At 68.9% G+C, this 15,492-nt stretch carries 12 protein-coding genes and 1 pseudogene; 8 read left to right on the forward strand and 5 right to left on the reverse strand.

The annotated features are described in order from the left end of the window. Positions 1-41: 41 nt before the first annotated feature. Positions 42-782 carry a TetR/AcrR family transcriptional regulator gene (locus tag ACFPJ1_RS31185; RefSeq protein ID WP_380109350.1) on the reverse strand — a complete coding sequence of 247 codons (741 nt, stop codon included), beginning with the start codon at positions 780-782 and terminating at the stop codon, positions 42-44. 123 nt (positions 783-905) lie between these two features. Between ACFPJ1_RS31185 and ACFPJ1_RS31190 the strand changes: the two genes are divergently transcribed. Next, on the forward strand, positions 906-2,516 hold the full coding sequence (locus tag ACFPJ1_RS31190; protein WP_380109352.1) for an MFS transporter: 1,611 nt from the start codon (positions 906-908) through the stop codon (positions 2,514-2,516). 1 nt (position 2,517) lies between these two features. On the opposite strand, the gene ACFPJ1_RS31195 is transcribed toward ACFPJ1_RS31190, so the two are convergent. Then, the gene (locus tag ACFPJ1_RS31195) at positions 2,518-4,425 is read right to left on the reverse strand and encodes an MFS transporter (protein WP_380109353.1); all 1,908 of its coding nucleotides are present in this window, start codon (positions 4,423-4,425) and stop codon (positions 2,518-2,520) included. 97 nt (positions 4,426-4,522) lie between these two features. Here ACFPJ1_RS31195 and ACFPJ1_RS31200 point away from each other — a divergent pair. After that, positions 4,523-5,297 (forward strand): annotated as a pseudogene (locus tag ACFPJ1_RS31200) (DUF3027 domain-containing protein); the annotation flags it as partial. Positions 5,298-5,430: 133 nt separating this feature from the next. Here the strand turns inward: ACFPJ1_RS31200 and ACFPJ1_RS31205 are convergent. Beyond that, positions 5,431-5,748: a DUF2530 domain-containing protein gene (locus ACFPJ1_RS31205; protein WP_380109355.1), complete on the reverse strand. Its 318-nt coding sequence runs from the start codon at positions 5,746-5,748 to the stop codon at positions 5,431-5,433. A gap of 144 nt (positions 5,749-5,892) precedes the next feature. Here ACFPJ1_RS31205 and ACFPJ1_RS31210 point away from each other — a divergent pair, with 144 nt between their 5' ends. Together ACFPJ1_RS31210 and ACFPJ1_RS31215 are read left to right on the forward strand one after the other, a co-directional pair. Then, positions 5,893-7,365, forward strand: a complete 1,473-nt coding sequence (locus ACFPJ1_RS31210) for an NCS2 family permease (protein WP_380109356.1) — start codon at positions 5,893-5,895, stop codon at positions 7,363-7,365. Between the two features lie 328 nt (positions 7,366-7,693). Further along, entirely contained in the window at positions 7,694-9,757 is a 2,064-nt protein-coding gene (locus tag ACFPJ1_RS31215) for a S9 family peptidase (RefSeq protein WP_380109357.1), read from the forward strand. A gap of 23 nt (positions 9,758-9,780) precedes the next feature. Here ACFPJ1_RS31215 and ACFPJ1_RS31220 read toward each other — a convergent pair whose 3' ends face one another. Together ACFPJ1_RS31220 and ACFPJ1_RS31225 are read right to left on the reverse strand one after the other, a co-directional pair. After that, on the reverse strand, positions 9,781-10,878 hold the full coding sequence (locus ACFPJ1_RS31220) for a hypothetical protein (RefSeq protein WP_380109358.1): 1,098 nt from the start codon (positions 10,876-10,878) through the stop codon (positions 9,781-9,783). Between the two features lie 202 nt (positions 10,879-11,080). Beyond that, a complete protein-coding gene (locus ACFPJ1_RS31225) occupies positions 11,081-11,530 on the reverse strand; it encodes a MarR family winged helix-turn-helix transcriptional regulator (RefSeq protein WP_380109359.1) in 450 nt (149 codons plus the stop codon). Positions 11,531-11,597: 67 nt separating this feature from the next. On the opposite strand from ACFPJ1_RS31225, the gene ACFPJ1_RS31230 reads away from it, so the two are divergent. The 4 genes from ACFPJ1_RS31230 to ACFPJ1_RS31245 all read left to right on the forward strand — a co-directional run bounded on the left by ACFPJ1_RS31230 (position 11,598) and on the right by ACFPJ1_RS31245 (position 14,903). After that, a complete protein-coding gene (locus ACFPJ1_RS31230) occupies positions 11,598-12,035 on the forward strand; it encodes a MarR family winged helix-turn-helix transcriptional regulator (protein WP_380109360.1) in 438 nt (145 codons plus the stop codon). Positions 12,036-12,392: 357 nt separating this feature from the next. Further along, the gene (locus ACFPJ1_RS31235) at positions 12,393-12,995 is read left to right on the forward strand and encodes a glyoxalase superfamily protein (RefSeq protein ID WP_380109361.1); all 603 of its coding nucleotides are present in this window, start codon (positions 12,393-12,395) and stop codon (positions 12,993-12,995) included. A 160-nt stretch (positions 12,996-13,155) separates the two neighbouring features. Continuing rightward, positions 13,156-13,605 (forward strand): MarR family winged helix-turn-helix transcriptional regulator, encoded by a 450-nt coding sequence (locus ACFPJ1_RS31240; protein ID WP_380109363.1) that lies wholly within the window; start codon positions 13,156-13,158, stop codon positions 13,603-13,605. After that, entirely contained in the window at positions 13,602-14,903 is a 1,302-nt protein-coding gene (locus ACFPJ1_RS31245; RefSeq protein WP_380109365.1) for an MFS transporter, read from the forward strand. The genes ACFPJ1_RS31240 and ACFPJ1_RS31245 overlap by 4 nt, the downstream gene beginning before the upstream one ends. The last annotated feature ends 589 nt before the right edge of the window (positions 14,904-15,492 follow it).

Consider the following 15,492-nt stretch of genomic DNA (forward strand, 5'->3'; position numbering starts at 1 on the left):
AGGACGTGCGGCCGGGCGCAGCGCCGCAGTACGGGCTGTTGTCAGGCGGTGCGGCGGGTGATCAGGGCCTGGATGCCGTCGAGGACCGTGTCCAGGCCGAAGGAGAAGTCGTCGGCGTCGTAGTCGACGTCGAAGTCCGAGGTGGGCCGGGCCGCCAGGTTGCCTGCGATGGCAGGGAAGCGCTCGGGGTCGGCCAGCAGCTTGAGCCGCCGGGCGTACGTCAGGTTCGCCTCGCCGGCGTCCTCGTCCTTGGTGGCCATGTCCATGGTCAGCGCCCCGACTCCACGGACATAGATGTTCACCAGCAGCATCGCGGACAGGCTGTCCTGCGGGGTCAACGGTGTGTCCTCGAACGCGCGCAGCCCGTTCTCCATCCACTCCAACTGCAACGGTGACAGCGGCGGTTCGAATACCGGCACCTGGAGCGCCCAGGGGTGCCGCCGGATGGCCTCCCGGAACGTCACCGCCCAGGTGGTGATCCGCTCCCGCCAGTCCGCCCCGGGGTCCACCGGAGCCGGTGGACCGAAGGCCTCCTCCAGCATCACGACGTACAGGTCGTCCTTGGAGTCGACGTACCGGTAGAGGGACATCGTGGTGCGGCCCAGCTCGGCCGCCACCTTGCTCATCGAGACCGCCCCGAGGCCGCCGGCGTCCGCCAGCCTGATCGCGGCGCGGGCGAGATCGCTGATGTGGAACGTCGGCTTCGGTCCCGGCCGCGCCGGACCCTCGAGTCCCCACAACTGCTGCAGCACCCGCGGCAGGTCCTCCGCCGTCTCGCTCATCGCGTACTCCTCCCGATCCCGTGAACTGCCGGAATCTTATCTGTTTACAGCATAGACAGATACTTGTTATGGTCTGCGTATGGCGCACACAGTGTGCGTCGTACACAGATCTCTGGAGGGGTCATGAGCACTGCGGAGCTCGCCGGTCCGAAGGCCGGCCGGAAGGAATGGATCGCACTCGGCGTGCTCGCGCTGCCGCTGCTGCTGGTCTCGATGGACGTGTCGGTGCTGTACTTCGCGGTCCCGTTCATCAGCGCCGACCTCGGGGTGTCGGCGACCGAGCAACTGTGGATCTTCGACATCTACGGCTTCGTGCTCGCCGGCCTGCTGATCACGATGGGCTCGCTGGGGGACAGGATCGGCCGGCGCCGGCTGCTGATCTTCGGGGCGATCGCGTTCGGGCTCGCCTCGGTCGCGGCGGCGTACTCGCAGACTCCCGAGCAGTTGATTGCCGCCCGCGCGGTGCTCGGCATCGGTGGCGCGACCCTGATGCCGTCGACGCTGGCGCTGATCCGGAACATGTTCCACGACCCGGTCCAGCGAGGTAAGGCGATCGCGTTCTGGAGTGCGGTGATGATGGGCGGCATCTCGCTCGGCCCGGTGCTCAGCGGTGTCCTGCTGGAGCAGTTCTGGTGGGGCTCGGTGTTCCTGATCAACACCCCGGCGATGCTCCTGCTGCTGGTCCTCGCGCCGGTGCTGCTGCCCGAGTTCAAGGCGACCGTGCGTGGGCGCTTCGACCTGCTCAGCTCGTTCCTGTCGCTCGGTGCCGTGCTGCCGGTGATCTGGGGGATCAAGGAACTGGCCGCGCACGGTGTCGCCATGCTGCCGATCGTCAGCATCGTCCTCGGTCTGCTCGTCGGCCTGGCCTTCATCCAGCGGCAGCGCACCGCGGAGCACCCGATGATTGAGCTCCCGATGTTCCGCAACCGCGCCTTCAGCGGGGCGCTGGCCGCGAACACCATCGGCATGGTCGCGCTGGTCGGCAACGCGGTCTTCATGACGCAGTACCTGCAACTGGTCCTCGGGATGAGCCCGCTGAAGGCTGCTCTGTGGTCCTTGGTTCCGTCGGTCGTCGTGGGTGGCGCGGCGCCACTCGGTACTGCGCTGGCGCGGAAGGTCGACCGGGCGTACGTCCTGGGCGGCGGGTTCGTGGTCGCGGCGGCCGGGTTCGGCGTACTGACTCAGATGCAGGTCGAGTCGAGCCTCGTAGTACTGCTTGGTGGTGCGGGTCTGCTCGCCGCCGGGCTGGTGATGGTGATGGCGCTGGTCACCGAGGCCGTGGTCGGCTCGGTCGCGCCCGAGCGAGCCGGATCGGCGTCCGCGCTGATGGAGACCTGCAGCGAGTTCGGTGGAGCGCTGGGCATCGCGGTCCTGGGAAGCATCGGTACTGCGGCCTACCGGAGCGACCTGGACACGCACCTGCCGTCGGGCCTCACCGCCGGCGCCGCCGCAGCCGCCCGCGAAGGTCTGGCCGGAGCAACCGCCACTGCCGCACAACTCCCGGCAAACCTGGCCGACGCGCTGCTCACCACAGCTCGCCACTCCTTCAACCACAGCATGAACGTGGCCGCCCTGGTCGGCACCATCCTGCTGGCGGCCACAGCCGTCGCCGTGACCCTGGTCCTCCGCGGCACCTCGCACCCGACCCCAGTTGTCGGCGAGCCGGCGGACCACGAGGGCGAGGAGAGTGAGGTCACCGAGGCCGACAAGCCGGCCGCGGTGGTGGTGAACTGAGTCAGCGTGGGGGCCGGCGGGTCGAGCCGGCATCGGGGTCCGACCGGCGTCGCCGGAAGGGCCCCGGCCTACGTTCGGATGGCTCGTCGCGGGGCGGCTGCTTGTTCTCGACAGTCTTGTCGGCGGCCCAGGGAGCCTCGTCCTCGACGGTCTCGTCGTCGTCCGGCTGACCGCTCCACCAGCGGCCCACCGCCTGTCCCTGCACTCCACCGGTTTCCCGGGGCTGCTGGCCGACGGTCGGGTCGGGGCGGGTGGAGTCGTCGTCGTTCGGGTCGAAGCGGAGCTCGACGGTCGGCTCGGTGTAGCGGGTGCGGGAGTCCGTTCGCGGGCGGTTGGCGCGGCGTTCGGCGATCGACTCCGGGTCGCTGGTCAGGATCGTGCGGGTGGTGCCGGTCCGCGGTTCCGGCGGACCACCCTGACCGGCAGGTCGGCGACCACCTGAACCACCGGGACCGCCAGAACCAGGACCGCCGGCCCCACGCGAGGTGGGTGAGCCGGGACGGGGACGGGGTGCGGGAATGGTGGGTTTGTGGCGGACGACCAGAACGACCACCAGGACGAGGATCCCGGCGAGGAAGCCGAAGCCCACGCGGGGCATCAGGGGGAGGAGAATGCCGCAGCCGCCGCCGAGCACCCAGGCCAGTTGGAGAACGGTTTCGGACCGCGCGAAGACCGACGTCCGGACCGACTCGGGCACGTCGCGCTGGATCATCGCGTCCAGCGACAGCTTGCCGAGCGAACTGCACAGCCCGGCGACCAGGCCGAGCGTGATCAGCATCGGGAAGCCGTAGAACACCGCCACCCCGATGGCTACCACCACGTCCGCCAGCAGCACGACCAGCACGACGGTCTCAGGTTTTCTTGCCTTGAGCAACGATCCGGCGATGGTTCCAAGGCTGTTGCCGATGCCGGCAGCGGCGATCACCGCCCCCGCGGCGACCACCCCGTCGATCCCGCTGATCGGCCGGTCCCGCAGCAGGAAGGCCAGATACATGGTGAGGAAGCCCGAGACGAACCGCAGTCCCAGGTTGCACCGGATCCCGCGCGCCACCGCCGCGGTGATCGCCCGTCGCCGGGCGTCGCGTCCCGCAGTACCGGTCATTTCTTCGCCGGCGGGGGAGTCGACGCGGCTCGGCAGCCGGATCGCGAGGATCAGGCCGACCGTGTAGACGACCGCGGCCCAGCGCAGCGACCACTGCGGTCCGATCGCGGCGAAGGCAGCCGCGAGGCCGGCTCCGACGGTCGCGCCGGCCAGGCCGGCCAAGGAGATCCGCGAGTTGGCCGTGACCAGGGTGACGTCCTTGGGCAACAACCGCGGTACTGCGGATGCGCGGGTGACCCCATAGGCCTTGGAGGCGACCAGACACCCGAGGGCGGCTGGATACAACCAGGCAGAGCTCTCGTGGATCGACGCGGCAAGGCTCCAGACCAGGAAGCCGCGCAATCCCAGCGTGGCCCCGATCGCCCAGCGACGCCCGTGCCGGAACCGGTCCAGGATCGGCCCGATCAGCGGCGCCATCAACGCGAACGGCGCCATCGTCAGCACCAGGAACAACGCGACCCGGTCACGAGCCTGCGAGCTCGGTACCGCGAAGAACACCGTCCCCGCGAGTGACACGGCGAAGGCGGTGTCGCCGGCCGCGTTCACCGCGCCCAGTTCGATCAGCCGGGACAGACCTGATTCGCGGGCTCCCTGCGCGCCGGTGAGTCCGCGGATGCGACGCCCGGTCGCCTTGCCGAAGCGGCCGGTGACGTTCGCGGTCTTGCGCGAGGCGGAGGCGAAGCCGCTGGCGCCGGTCTTGGACGCGTGCCCGACCTTCTTGCTGGCGTCGCCGAGCCGTTTGCTCGCGCTGCCCAGCCGCTCACCCGCCGTACTGCGCGGCTGCTCTGCGGGGTCCGGGCTTTCCATGTCACCATCCTGCCTTGCGGTGGGGACAGACCGCAGTGCCGACCGCGCGCGTTTCTCGTCACGGTACGGTTCGGTTCGGAGCCGCGCCCGTGCGAGAATGACCGATTGTGACTCCCGTCAAGACTCCGGAACCGGTTCGCGCCAAGCCTGACGCCATCAGCGTCGCGGCGGTCGAGGCTGCCCGTGAGGCGGCGATCGAGGAAGCCGGCGCCGCCCAGGTCGGGGAACACCTCGGTCACCGGGTCGAGGGCGAGCGGCTCGTCACGCACTACTTCGCCTCCACCCACCCCGGCTACCGGGGCTGGCGGTGGGCCGTCACGGTGACCCGCGCCGCCCGCGCGAAGACCGTCACCGTCAACGAGGTCGTGATGCTGCCCGGCGACGAGGCGATCGTCGCGCCTGAGTGGGTGCCGTGGTCGGACCGCGTCCAGCCGGGCGACCTGCGCGCGGGCGACCTGTTCCCGACGCTGCCGGACGACCCGCGGCTCGAGGCCGGATTCACCGACACCGGTGCGCCCGAGGACGTGCTCGAGGTCGTCGAGGAGCTCGGGCTGGGTCGCGAGCGGGTGCTGTCACCGATCGGCCGGCAGGACGCGGCCGACCTCTGGTACGCCGGTGAGTTCGGCCCGACGTCGCCGATCGCCCAGGCCGTTCCGTACAAGTGCTACACCTGCGGGTACTCGGTCCGCCTCGCCGACAGCCTCGGTCAGGCCTTCGCCGTCTGCACCAACGAGATGGCGCCCGGGTTCGGGCGCAGCGTGTCCTTCGACTACGGCTGCGGAGCCCACTCGGATGTGGTGATCGACGCGCCGGACCACCCGTCGACCGAGCACGCCTTCGACACCACCGGGTACGACGAGCTCGCGATGGAGACCACCCCGGCGACCGACGACGAAGTACAGGAAGCTGACGCGGTCCAGGCGGAGGTCGAGGCGGCCGCCGAGCCCGAGTCGGACGACGAGGTCGTGGAAGAGGCCGCCGAGTCGGATCAGACCGAAGGCTGAGTCAGTCTTCGGTGGCCGGGCGATGGCCCGCCTGGATGGCGGCCCAGCGGTGGCGGCAGTAGGCGAGACCGATCCAGCCCAGCCCGAAGCCGGCCACGGTGACCCACAACCACCACTCGGTGCCGTTCTTCTTCAGGTCGTCGCGGAAGATCAGCAGCACCACGAAGGCGATCGCCCAGGCGACGATGCCGGTGATCACCGACGGGATGCCGGACAGGTCGAGCGGCTTGACCTCGGCGTGCACCAGTTCGCCCCGGGCCAGCTGACTGGTCGGGTCGGTGCGCTTCTTCGAGGCCGGCGTCTCGTTCTGGTCTGCCACGCTTCCACCTTAGTCCCCGCCCCCGCTCGGCTGCCGGTGCGGTCAGACGGCGCTGTGGTCAGTGGACGGTGTGGTCAGCCGGGCGGCGACACGGGTTCGCGGAACCGCTCGCCACCCGGCGCCACGAACTGGCACCATTCCGTCATGAGCTCGCCCCAAGCTGACACCGCCCGCTCCCGATCAGGCTTCGTCGACTCCTTCTTCAAGATCAGCGATCGTGGCTCGACGGTCAGCCGCGAGGTCCGCGGCGGGCTGGTCACCTTCTTCACGATGGCCTACATCGTGGTGCTGAACCCGCTGATCATCGGCACCGTCAAGGACGGCGCCGGCCAGTACATCGGCGGCGGCCTCGATCCCGCGGTGTCGATCGCCAAGGTCGCGGTCTGTACGGCGCTGGTCGCCGGGGTGGTCACCATCCTGATGGGGCTGGTGGCGAACTTCCCGCTGGCGCTGGCCGCCGGGCTCGGCCTGAACGCCTTCATCGCGTTCAGCGTGGCGGCCAAGATGACCTGGGCCGACGCGATGGGCCTGGTGGTGATCGAGGGCATCATCATCCTGATCCTGGTGCTGACCGGGTTCCGCAAGGCTGTCTTCGAGGCGGTGCCACGACAACTCAAGATCGCGATCAGCGTCGGCATCGGCCTGTTCATCGCGTTCATCGGGGTGGTCGACGCCGGCTTCGTCCGCCGGCCGGCGGCGGCGAGCGGACCGCCGGTGGAATTGGGGGTCGGCGGCAACCTGCGCGGCTGGCCGGTGCTCATCTTCGTGGTCGGCCTGGTCGTGATCATCACGCTCTACGCCCGCAAGGTGAAGGGCGCCATCCTGATCGGGATCCTGGCGGCCACCGTGCTGGCGATCGTGGTGGAGGCGATCTTCGAGGTCGGCGCCCGGACCGCCGACAACCCGGGTGGCTGGGGCCTGAGCGTGCCGAAGGTGCCGGACGACTGGTTCTCCAAGCCGAACCTGGACCTGATCGGCGAGTTCAACCTGTTCGGCTCGTTCGAGCAGGTCGGCGTGATCTCGTCGCTGCTGTTGATCTTCACCCTGATGCTGGCCGACTTCTTCGACACGATGGGCACGATGACCGCGATCGGCGCGGAGGCCGGCCTGCTGGACAAGAACGGCACGCCGCCGAACACGCAGCGCATCCTGATCGTCGACAGCGTCGCGGCCTCCGCCGGTGGAGCCGCCTCGGTCTCCAGCAACACGTCGTACATCGAGTCCGCGTCCGGTGTCGGTGAAGGGGCGCGGACCGGGCTGGCGAGCGTCGTCACCGGGATCTGCTTCCTGATCTCGATGGTGATCGCGCCCTTGGTCACCCTGGTCCCGTACGAGGCGGCCACGCCGGCGCTGGTGCTGGTCGGGTTCCTGATGATGATGCAGGTCAAGGGCATCGACTTCGACGACTTCGAGATCGCGTTCCCGGCCTTCCTGACCATCATCCTGATGCCGTTCACCTACTCGATCTCGGCCGGGATCGGCGCCGGGTTCGTCTCCTACGTGCTGCTCAAGGTGGTCCTCGGCAAGGCCCGCGTGGTGCACCCGCTGATGTGGATCGTCTCCGCGCTCTTCGTCATCTACTTCGCGATCGGACCGCTCGGCGACTGGCTCACCTGACGCTGTGTGACCGACCGGTCTGAGGCAGTCGCCGGTGGGTCAGGTCCGTGTACTCCGTGGTCATCCGCGTTCTTCCGCTGGGAGATTCGTTCTGGTGCTCCCATTGGATGCCGGCGGCCGGGTCGCCTACATCGGCGACGCCTGCTCATCTTTGGCGTGCCGCCTACCCACATCTCAGCGCCGGAGCGGGGATTGCTAGAATGACGTTCGTCCGGGCTCTCCGGCATCTGACGACCGATCCACTGTCTTCCACTCAGAAGTGTCCGATCGTTGTCGTACTCTCACTTCCCTGATCACCGGTCCGGATAGGGAGCCCAGAGTCCCGGTTATGGATACGAACGAATTCCCAGCCCAGTCCGCGCGGACCCGCCGCTTCACTCTCGGCCTGCCGCGCGATTTCACCTTGTCACCCGATGGAAACCGGGTGCTCTTCCTGCGCACCCGCGGCGGCGAGGACCGCGGTAGTTGCCTCTGGCTCCAAGAAGGCGGCGAGGAGCGCCTGGTGGTCGCTCCCGAGCACCTCGGCGCCACCGGCCCGATCCCGGAGGCCGAGCGCATCCGCCAGGAACGCGCCCGCGAGAGCTCGGCCGGTGTGGTCGCCTACTCGGCCGACACCGCGCTGAGCAGGGTCGCCTTCGCCGTCAACGGCCGCCTCTGGACGCTCGACCTTGCGGAGCCCGAGTCGCTCCGGCAGGTGGAGACCGCCGGGCCGGTGGTCGATCCGCGGCTGGATCCGACCGGCAGCCGCGTCGCCTATGTCACCGATGGGGCGATGCACGTCGTGGAACTTGCCGACGGCAACGACCTGCGGTTGGCCGGGGACGAGGATCCCGAGGTCAGCTGGGGCCTGGCCGAGCACGTCGCGTCGGAATCGATGGGTCGCTACCGCGGCCACTGGTGGTCGCCTGACGGCACCCGGCTGCTGGCCACGAGGGTCGACCTCACCCCGGTCCAGCGCTGGTGGATCGCGGACCCGGCGAACCCCGACCGGCCTCCCCGCCAGATCGCGTACCCGGCCGCCGGCACCCCGAACGCGATGGTCACTCTGCACGCCTTCGACCTGGCCGGCGGATCCGTCGAGCTGACCTGGGACCACGCGGCGTACGAGTATCTGGTCTCGGCGGCCTGGGATACCCACGGACCGTTGCTCAGCGTGCAGTCGCGCGATCAGCAGACGCTGTGGGTCCTCACGGCCGATCCGGACACCGGCGAGACCCGGCTGCTGCACGAGCAACTCGATCCCGCCTGGGTGGAGATCATCTCTGGGACGCCGGCTCGCACCACCTCGGGCAGACTCGTCCACACCGCAGACGAGCCAGAGACCCGCCGGCTCGTGATCGACGGCGAACCGGTGACGCCGGAAGGCCTGCAGATCCGAGCTGTGCTGGAGGTTTCGGGCGAGTCTGTGCTCTTCGAGGCGACGGACGAGCCGACCGAGTGCCACCTCTGGCTGTACGACGCTTCCGGGCTGCGTCGGTTGAGCGATGGTCCGGGTGCTCACACCGGCACCCGGGTCGACGGTGCGCTGGTGCTCTGCTCGAACACCGAGTCCGGCCGAGCGTTCGTCGTCCGCCGCGAAGGCCGTCCGGACGAGCCGATCACCTCGCACGCGGCACAACCCTTGGTGACTCCGCGGATCACCTGGTTGAAGGCCGGGCCGCAGGAGTTCCGCACCGCGTTGCTCCTGCCGTCCTGGCACCAACCCGGCGACCCACTGCCGGTGCTGATGGCGCCGTACGGCGGACCGGCGATGCAGATCGCGATGAAGGTGACCGGCGGATGGTTCTGCACGGCGCAGTGGTACGCCGAGGCCGGGTTCGCCGTGGTCATCGCGGACGGCCGCGGTACGCCGGGCCGTGGACCCGCGTGGGAGAAGACGGTTCACCGGGACACGTTGACGGCTCCCCTCGAGGACCAGGTGGTGGCGCTGCACGCGGCCGCGGAGTACTGCCCCGACCTCGATCTGACCCGGGTCGGGATCACCGGCTGGAGCTACGGCGGCACCCTCGCCGCGACCGCGGTACTGCGGCGGCCGGATGTATTCCACGCCGGGATCTGTGGGGCCGGGCCGAGCGATCAGCGGTTGTACGACACGCATTGGCGCGAGCGGTCCCTCGGCCATCCGGACGAGCACCCGGAGGACTACGACCGGTCGTCACCGATCAATGACGCGGCGAAACTCGAGCGACCGTTGTTGCTGGTCCACGGCCTGGCCGACGACAACGTGGTGGCGGCGCACACCTTGAGGATGTCGGCCGCGCTGCTTGCGGCGGGACGTCCGCACCAGGTGCTCCCGCTGTCGGGCGCCACCCACAGACCTACCGAGCCTGCCGCGGTAGCAGGTCTGATGCGATTCGAACTGCAGTTCCTGAAGGACTCGCTGAAGGTCTGACCTGCTGAAGCCCGCGCCCTTGCTCAGGGGCGCGGGCTGTCCGCCGGCAGCAGGCGGGCGCGCAGGGCGAGGTACTCCGTGCGGGCGGTGAACAGCTCCCGGAGTTCGGCGGTGACGTTGTCGAGGAACTCGGTCCGGTACGTCGCATCCGTCATCAGCGAGATCGAGTAGTAGAGCCCGGTGAAGTTCGCGATGCCGACGGCGACCTTGACCAGGGCGGCACTGATCAGCAGCGGATGCCCGAGCAGCTCGAACTCGTACGACCAGGCGCCCGGGCTGACACCCCACTGGTCGTAGATGTGCTGGCTGATCGCGAGCAGGCCGAACCCGACGAAGAACAGGCCGACGCCCGTGCTGACCACGAGCACCTGCATCCACTGCCGGACCACCAGGCTGATGCTGAGGTTCAGTCGTTGGATCCGGCGCAGCGGGGGACCCGAGCCGGCGTCCTTCTCGATCTCGTCCAGTTCCTTCGGCAGCCGCAGCATCAGGAAGAGGTCGCTGAGCAGGGCGAAGGCGAGCGCGAAGAAGACGATGAAGGCGACCGGCATGCCGGCGAACACCTGCCACATCTCGGTGTTCACGAACAGCACCAGGGAGAACACCAGCAGCAGCGGCAGCGCGCGGACCAGGCTGGCCACCGAACTCGCCAGTTCGGTCCCGAGCCGGTGCAGGCCCCAGAACGTCGTACCGATCAGGCCGTAGCCGACCACGGCGTAGATCAGTCCGACGAGCAGAAGGTTGCCGAGGGCCACTCCGAAGAACTGCCGTAGCTGGCCCTCGGAGGCGAGCGGGAGCAGCGCCGGGAGCAGCACGAAGACGGCGAGCTCAGGGATGCCGAAGCGGGTCGGGAAGGACCAGAACGGCCGGCCGCGGAGCCGGTTGAGCACGCCGAAGCCGCCGATCAGGACGACCAGTCCGGCGAGGGCGGCGAGCAGGTTCTGCCAGAGCGGCCACTCGAGCGAGGTCGCGCCGAGCATCTCCAGGATGAAGACGAGCACCAGCAGCGGCGTCGCCCGGCTGAAGATGTCGTGCGACGGTGAGAAGTCCTCGATGAACAGCGGCAGCCCCGCGCGCCGGAAGCGCTGCTCGTACCGGGCCAGCTCCGGTGGTGTCCCCATGCCAGCGAACCCTAGTCGCCGTCCAAGGGCATCGCCTGAGATCCAGAAGGACTCCGCGGCACCTGTCGCTTCGGAAGGTCCACTTCGCCGCCGCCGGGTCAGGCGTAGAGCCGGAAGCCGTGACCCCACAGCGTCATCAGCCACCACATCTGCTACCCCATCGACTGCACCGCGGCCGGGCCGGCCGTGTACGCGAGCCTTCTCACGCCGGCGCATCCTCGAACGCGGCCGCGTCGATCGTCGCCTGGTCGGTCTCGGCGATCTGCTGCAGAAGGGTGCGGGCTGTCTCGACCCGGGTCGCGTCGAAGAGGCTGAATACCCGACCGGTCACCGTGCCGATCCGGTCAGTGACGGACGCGTAGCGCTCGGCTCCTGCGGACGTGAGGCTGAGCTGCTCGTCGCCGTCCTCGATGAGTCCGTCGGCGGCGAGGCGCGCGAGCAGCGCATCCACGCTCGGGTCGTCGTACCCGCTGGTGAAGAGCAGTTCCTTGACAGTCGTCTTCGGAGTACCGCCGCGCAGGCCGAGGGCGTTGAGCGTGAACCACGCGCCGGGCTCGAGGTCCTCCTCGGTGAGGATCCGGATCAGAGGACCGCGCAGGTTGCGCTCAGCGAGGGCCATCGCAGTACCGAACGGGAGTCTCGGTGCGTTCACCGTCGTGCTCCTTCCTACAATGGACAGTTACCTGTCCACCGTAATCGAAAGACAGGAGACTGTCTATATGCCTGAGCGTCCCCAACCACTCATCGGGTTGCTGCTGCGCCTGGCGAACCAGCGCTGGTCCACCGAGATGGACGCCGAGCTCGACAAGCTCGGCGTCCGCGACCTCACCGCGGCACATGCGCGAGTGATCCCGTTCGTGCCGCCCGAGGGCGTCACCGTCCAGGCGCTCGCCACAAAGGCCAACGTGCGCAAGCAGACCATGGCCCAAAGCGTCGAGCAGTTGGTCGCGGCCGGCCTGGTCGAGCGCCGTCAAGATCCCAACGACCGGCGCGCGTCGCGCGTCGTACTCACCGAGGCCGGGCTCGCGATCCGACCGATATCGCGCAAGGCCGGAGGCACTGTCGAGCGCGCCTGGGCCGACCAGCTCGGCGAGGACCGACTGGAGGCGCTCCGGGCGGCGCTGATCGAATTGGTCGGGTACGACGCAGGGACCTAGACGCGATCGAACTGCCGGTCGAGTCCCATCCGCGCTCGAAGTCGAAGTCGAGGTCGCCGCCGCCGCCTCTGTTGAACCTGTACGGCCAGCGTGGGAACGACACCCTCACCGGTGACAACCCGCCGGTCGACCGCGACGTCCGCGACGTCCGCGACGCCTGCGTGGGCGGCTCCGGGTAGTCGTTGACAGGGTCGGCGGGGGTTTCTAGCCTGATCGCACGGCTGATGCGGCCGGCCGCCTGCGCCCGGTGATCACGGGTTCGGTGAACGCATCGCTACTCCTCCTGATCCGGTTCTCCGTGTGGCGGACGCATCAGCAACGCAGGCACTGGTCGGTGATGTCCGCCTGGAGGATCAGATGCGTACCTTCCGCGACGCCAAGATGATGGCGAAGACGCTGCGGGTCGAGTTGCTCGAGCGCAAGCAGACCGAGATCTCGCACAGCGAGGCGCTGGAGATCGTGTCCCGGCAGTTCGGGCACGACAACTGGAACGTGATGGCGGCCAAGACGGAGCAGTTGTCCGGGATCGACGGAGACGGCGGCTCGGGAGCCGCCGTCACCACCATCCCGGTACTCCGGATCTTCGACGTCGAGCAGGCCAAGACGTTCTATGTCGACTTCCTCGGCTGCCGCCTCGACTTCGGCGGCCCGTCGGACGGCCAGGACGGCCCGTTCTACGGCCAGGTCACCCGCTCCGGCAGCACCTTCCACCTGACCGAGACCGGGTACGTCGCGTCGCCCGGCGCCACGATCGGGATCTGGACCGCCCAGCTGGACCGGTTGCACGACGAGCTGAACGAGAAGCGCACCAGGATGGACGTGTGGGGACCGGGCATCTGGGTGCCCTGGCCCGAGGACGCCCCGTGGGCCCGGGTGATGACGATCAGCGACCCGTTCGGCAACAGCTTCCGCTTCATGGAGCCCCACGACCTGAAGACCCAGCCGACCCCACGCTGGTAACAACCGGTCCCTACCACCGCACGCCGCCCTGCGCCCGGTCCGCCCGGGGCGCGGGGCGGTTCGGCGTACCCGGAGCCTGGGGTGGGTCATCCGTTGACTGAGTACGGAATACGGCGGCAACTCATTTTCGTTAGCAAAAGTAATGAGTTACGCTAAAGGTATGCCCGAAGTCGTAGCCCAGCAGGTGAAGTCTGACGTCGGGCTGGCCAGCGCCCTGAGATCGTCCACGCTGCGGCTGTCCCGGCAGATCCGCCGGCAGCGCGCGGACAGCCACGACCTCACCGCGAACCAGCTCGGCGTGCTCGGTGCGCTCGGCAAGCACGACGCGATGACGATCGGCGAGCTGGCCGCGCACGAGCAGGTCAAGCCGCCGTCGATGACGCGGATCGTGTCGAACATGGAGGAGGCGGGCCTGGTCACCCGCCGCCCGCACGAGACCGACAAACGCCAGATCGTGGTCGAGCTGACCGACGCCGCGCACCACCTGCTGCGCGCCAACCGGCGCCGCCGCGACGAGTGGCTGCAGAACAAACTGAAGAAACTGACCCCCGAGGAGCGCGACATCCTGCGCAAGGCAGCACCTGTTCTCGAACGCCTGGCGGCCCCATGAGCCCAACCTTCCGCGCGTTCAAAGTCCGCAACTTCCGTCTCTACGCCTCCGGCGCGATCATCTCGAACACCGGTACCTGGATGCAGCGCGTCGCCCAGGACTGGCTGGTTCTGGAGCTGACCCACTCCGGGACGGCGCTCGGCATCGTCACCGGCCTGCAGTTCCTCCCCGCGCTGCTGCTCTCGCCGTACGCGGGTCTCGTCGCCGACCGGTTCCCCAAGCGCCGGGTGCTGACCTGCACCCAGATCGCGATGGGCACCGTCGCTCTGGTCCTCGGCACCCTGGCCGTCACGGGCCTGGTGCAGGTCTGGCACGTCTACGCACTGGCCTTCGTGTTCGGCATCGGCACCGCCTTCGACGCGCCCACCCGGCAGTCGTTCGTGGTCGAGATGGTCGGCAAGGATGACCTGTCCAACGCCGTCGGCCTGAACTCGGCCTCCTTCAACGCGGCCCGGCTGATCGGCCCGGGACTGGCCGGTCTGCTGATCGCCTGGATCGGGACCGGGCCGGTGATCATGATCAATGGCGTCAGCTACGCCGCGGTGATCCTGTCCCTGTACCTGATGCGCCCCGACGAGCTGCACACACCGAAGATGGCCGGGCGCGACAAGGGCATGATCCGCGACGGGATGAGCTACCTGTGGCGCCGGCCGGACCTGATGATGGTGCTGGTCGCGGTCTTCTTCGCCGGCACCTTCGGGCTGAACTTCCAGATGACGTCCGCCCTGATGGCTACCAGCGCGTTCAACAAGGGCGCGGGGGAGTACGGCATCCTCGGCTCGATCCTGGCGATCGGCTCGCTTGCGGGGGCGTTGCTCGCCGCCCGGCGGGTCCGGACCCGGGGCCGGCTGGTGATCGGGGCCGCGCTCGCCTTCGGCGCGATGGACATCATCAGCGGCCTGATGCCGTCGTACCTGTCGTTCGCCGCTGTGCTTCCGCTGGTCGGGTTCACCGCGCTGACGATGCTGACCGCGGCCAACGCGACCATGCAGCTCGGCATCGAGCCGACCATGCGCGGCCGGGTGATGGCGCTGTACATGACGGTCCTGATGGGCGGTACGCCGATCGGGTCGCCGTTCATCGGGTGGGTCGGTCAGGAGTTCGGCGCCCGCTGGTCGCTGATCGTCGGCGGCGGTCTCACCATGCTCGGCGTCACCGGATCGGCGCTCTACTTCTCCCGCCGCCAGGGCATCGCCATCCGCCCCCGCCTACTGCCACGCCCCCGGCTGGAAGTGCTTGCCCAGACCGAGCTCCTTGGCGAGAAGGCAACAGCGGACGTCGGCCCCCGGGTCGCCTGACCCCGCGTTGCGTTCCGTGGCTGGGTAGTCGCGAACAATGCGCTGGTCTGGTTCCGCCGACTCCGGCTGAGGTGGTTTCCACCGGGCTTGGGGCGGGGTGGTCGCGTCAGCCATAGGCGGAGGTGGTTGCGTCCCCGGGCTGCGTGATGGTGCTGGTCGGGGTGGTGTGCGTCAAGAGCGCCTTCGGCGTCCCTTCGGGATCGGAACAAGTTCCGGCTCTTGACACACACCACCCCGACCAGGGAAGGACGCAGCTATCCCGGAGCCGCTGAGGGGTGTGGCGACAAGGGCCGGGGGCTCCTCCGCCCAAACCTTCGGGGACTTCCTCTGCCGGAAGGCCCGGCGAGTCGCCTTGCCTGGACCTTCGGGGAGTTGGCCTGCCCGGAAGGGCGGCGGGACTCCCCGAAACCGGGACTTTGTGCACCACCTGAGCAAATCCCGGCGACCGGGACGCTCAACCGGTGCACAAGGTGGGGGCTCGGACACCAAGTCGGGACCTCGGACAGGAAGTGACCTGTTCCAGAGCCTGTTGCTCTTTGGTTGGCTGGCGTGGGATGCGGTCAGCTCGAGGTTCAGGTGTTGGGGGGGT

This window comes from Kribbella qitaiheensis, assembly GCF_042657745.1.
Classification (GTDB): domain Bacteria; phylum Actinomycetota; class Actinomycetes; order Propionibacteriales; family Kribbellaceae; genus Kribbella; species Kribbella qitaiheensis.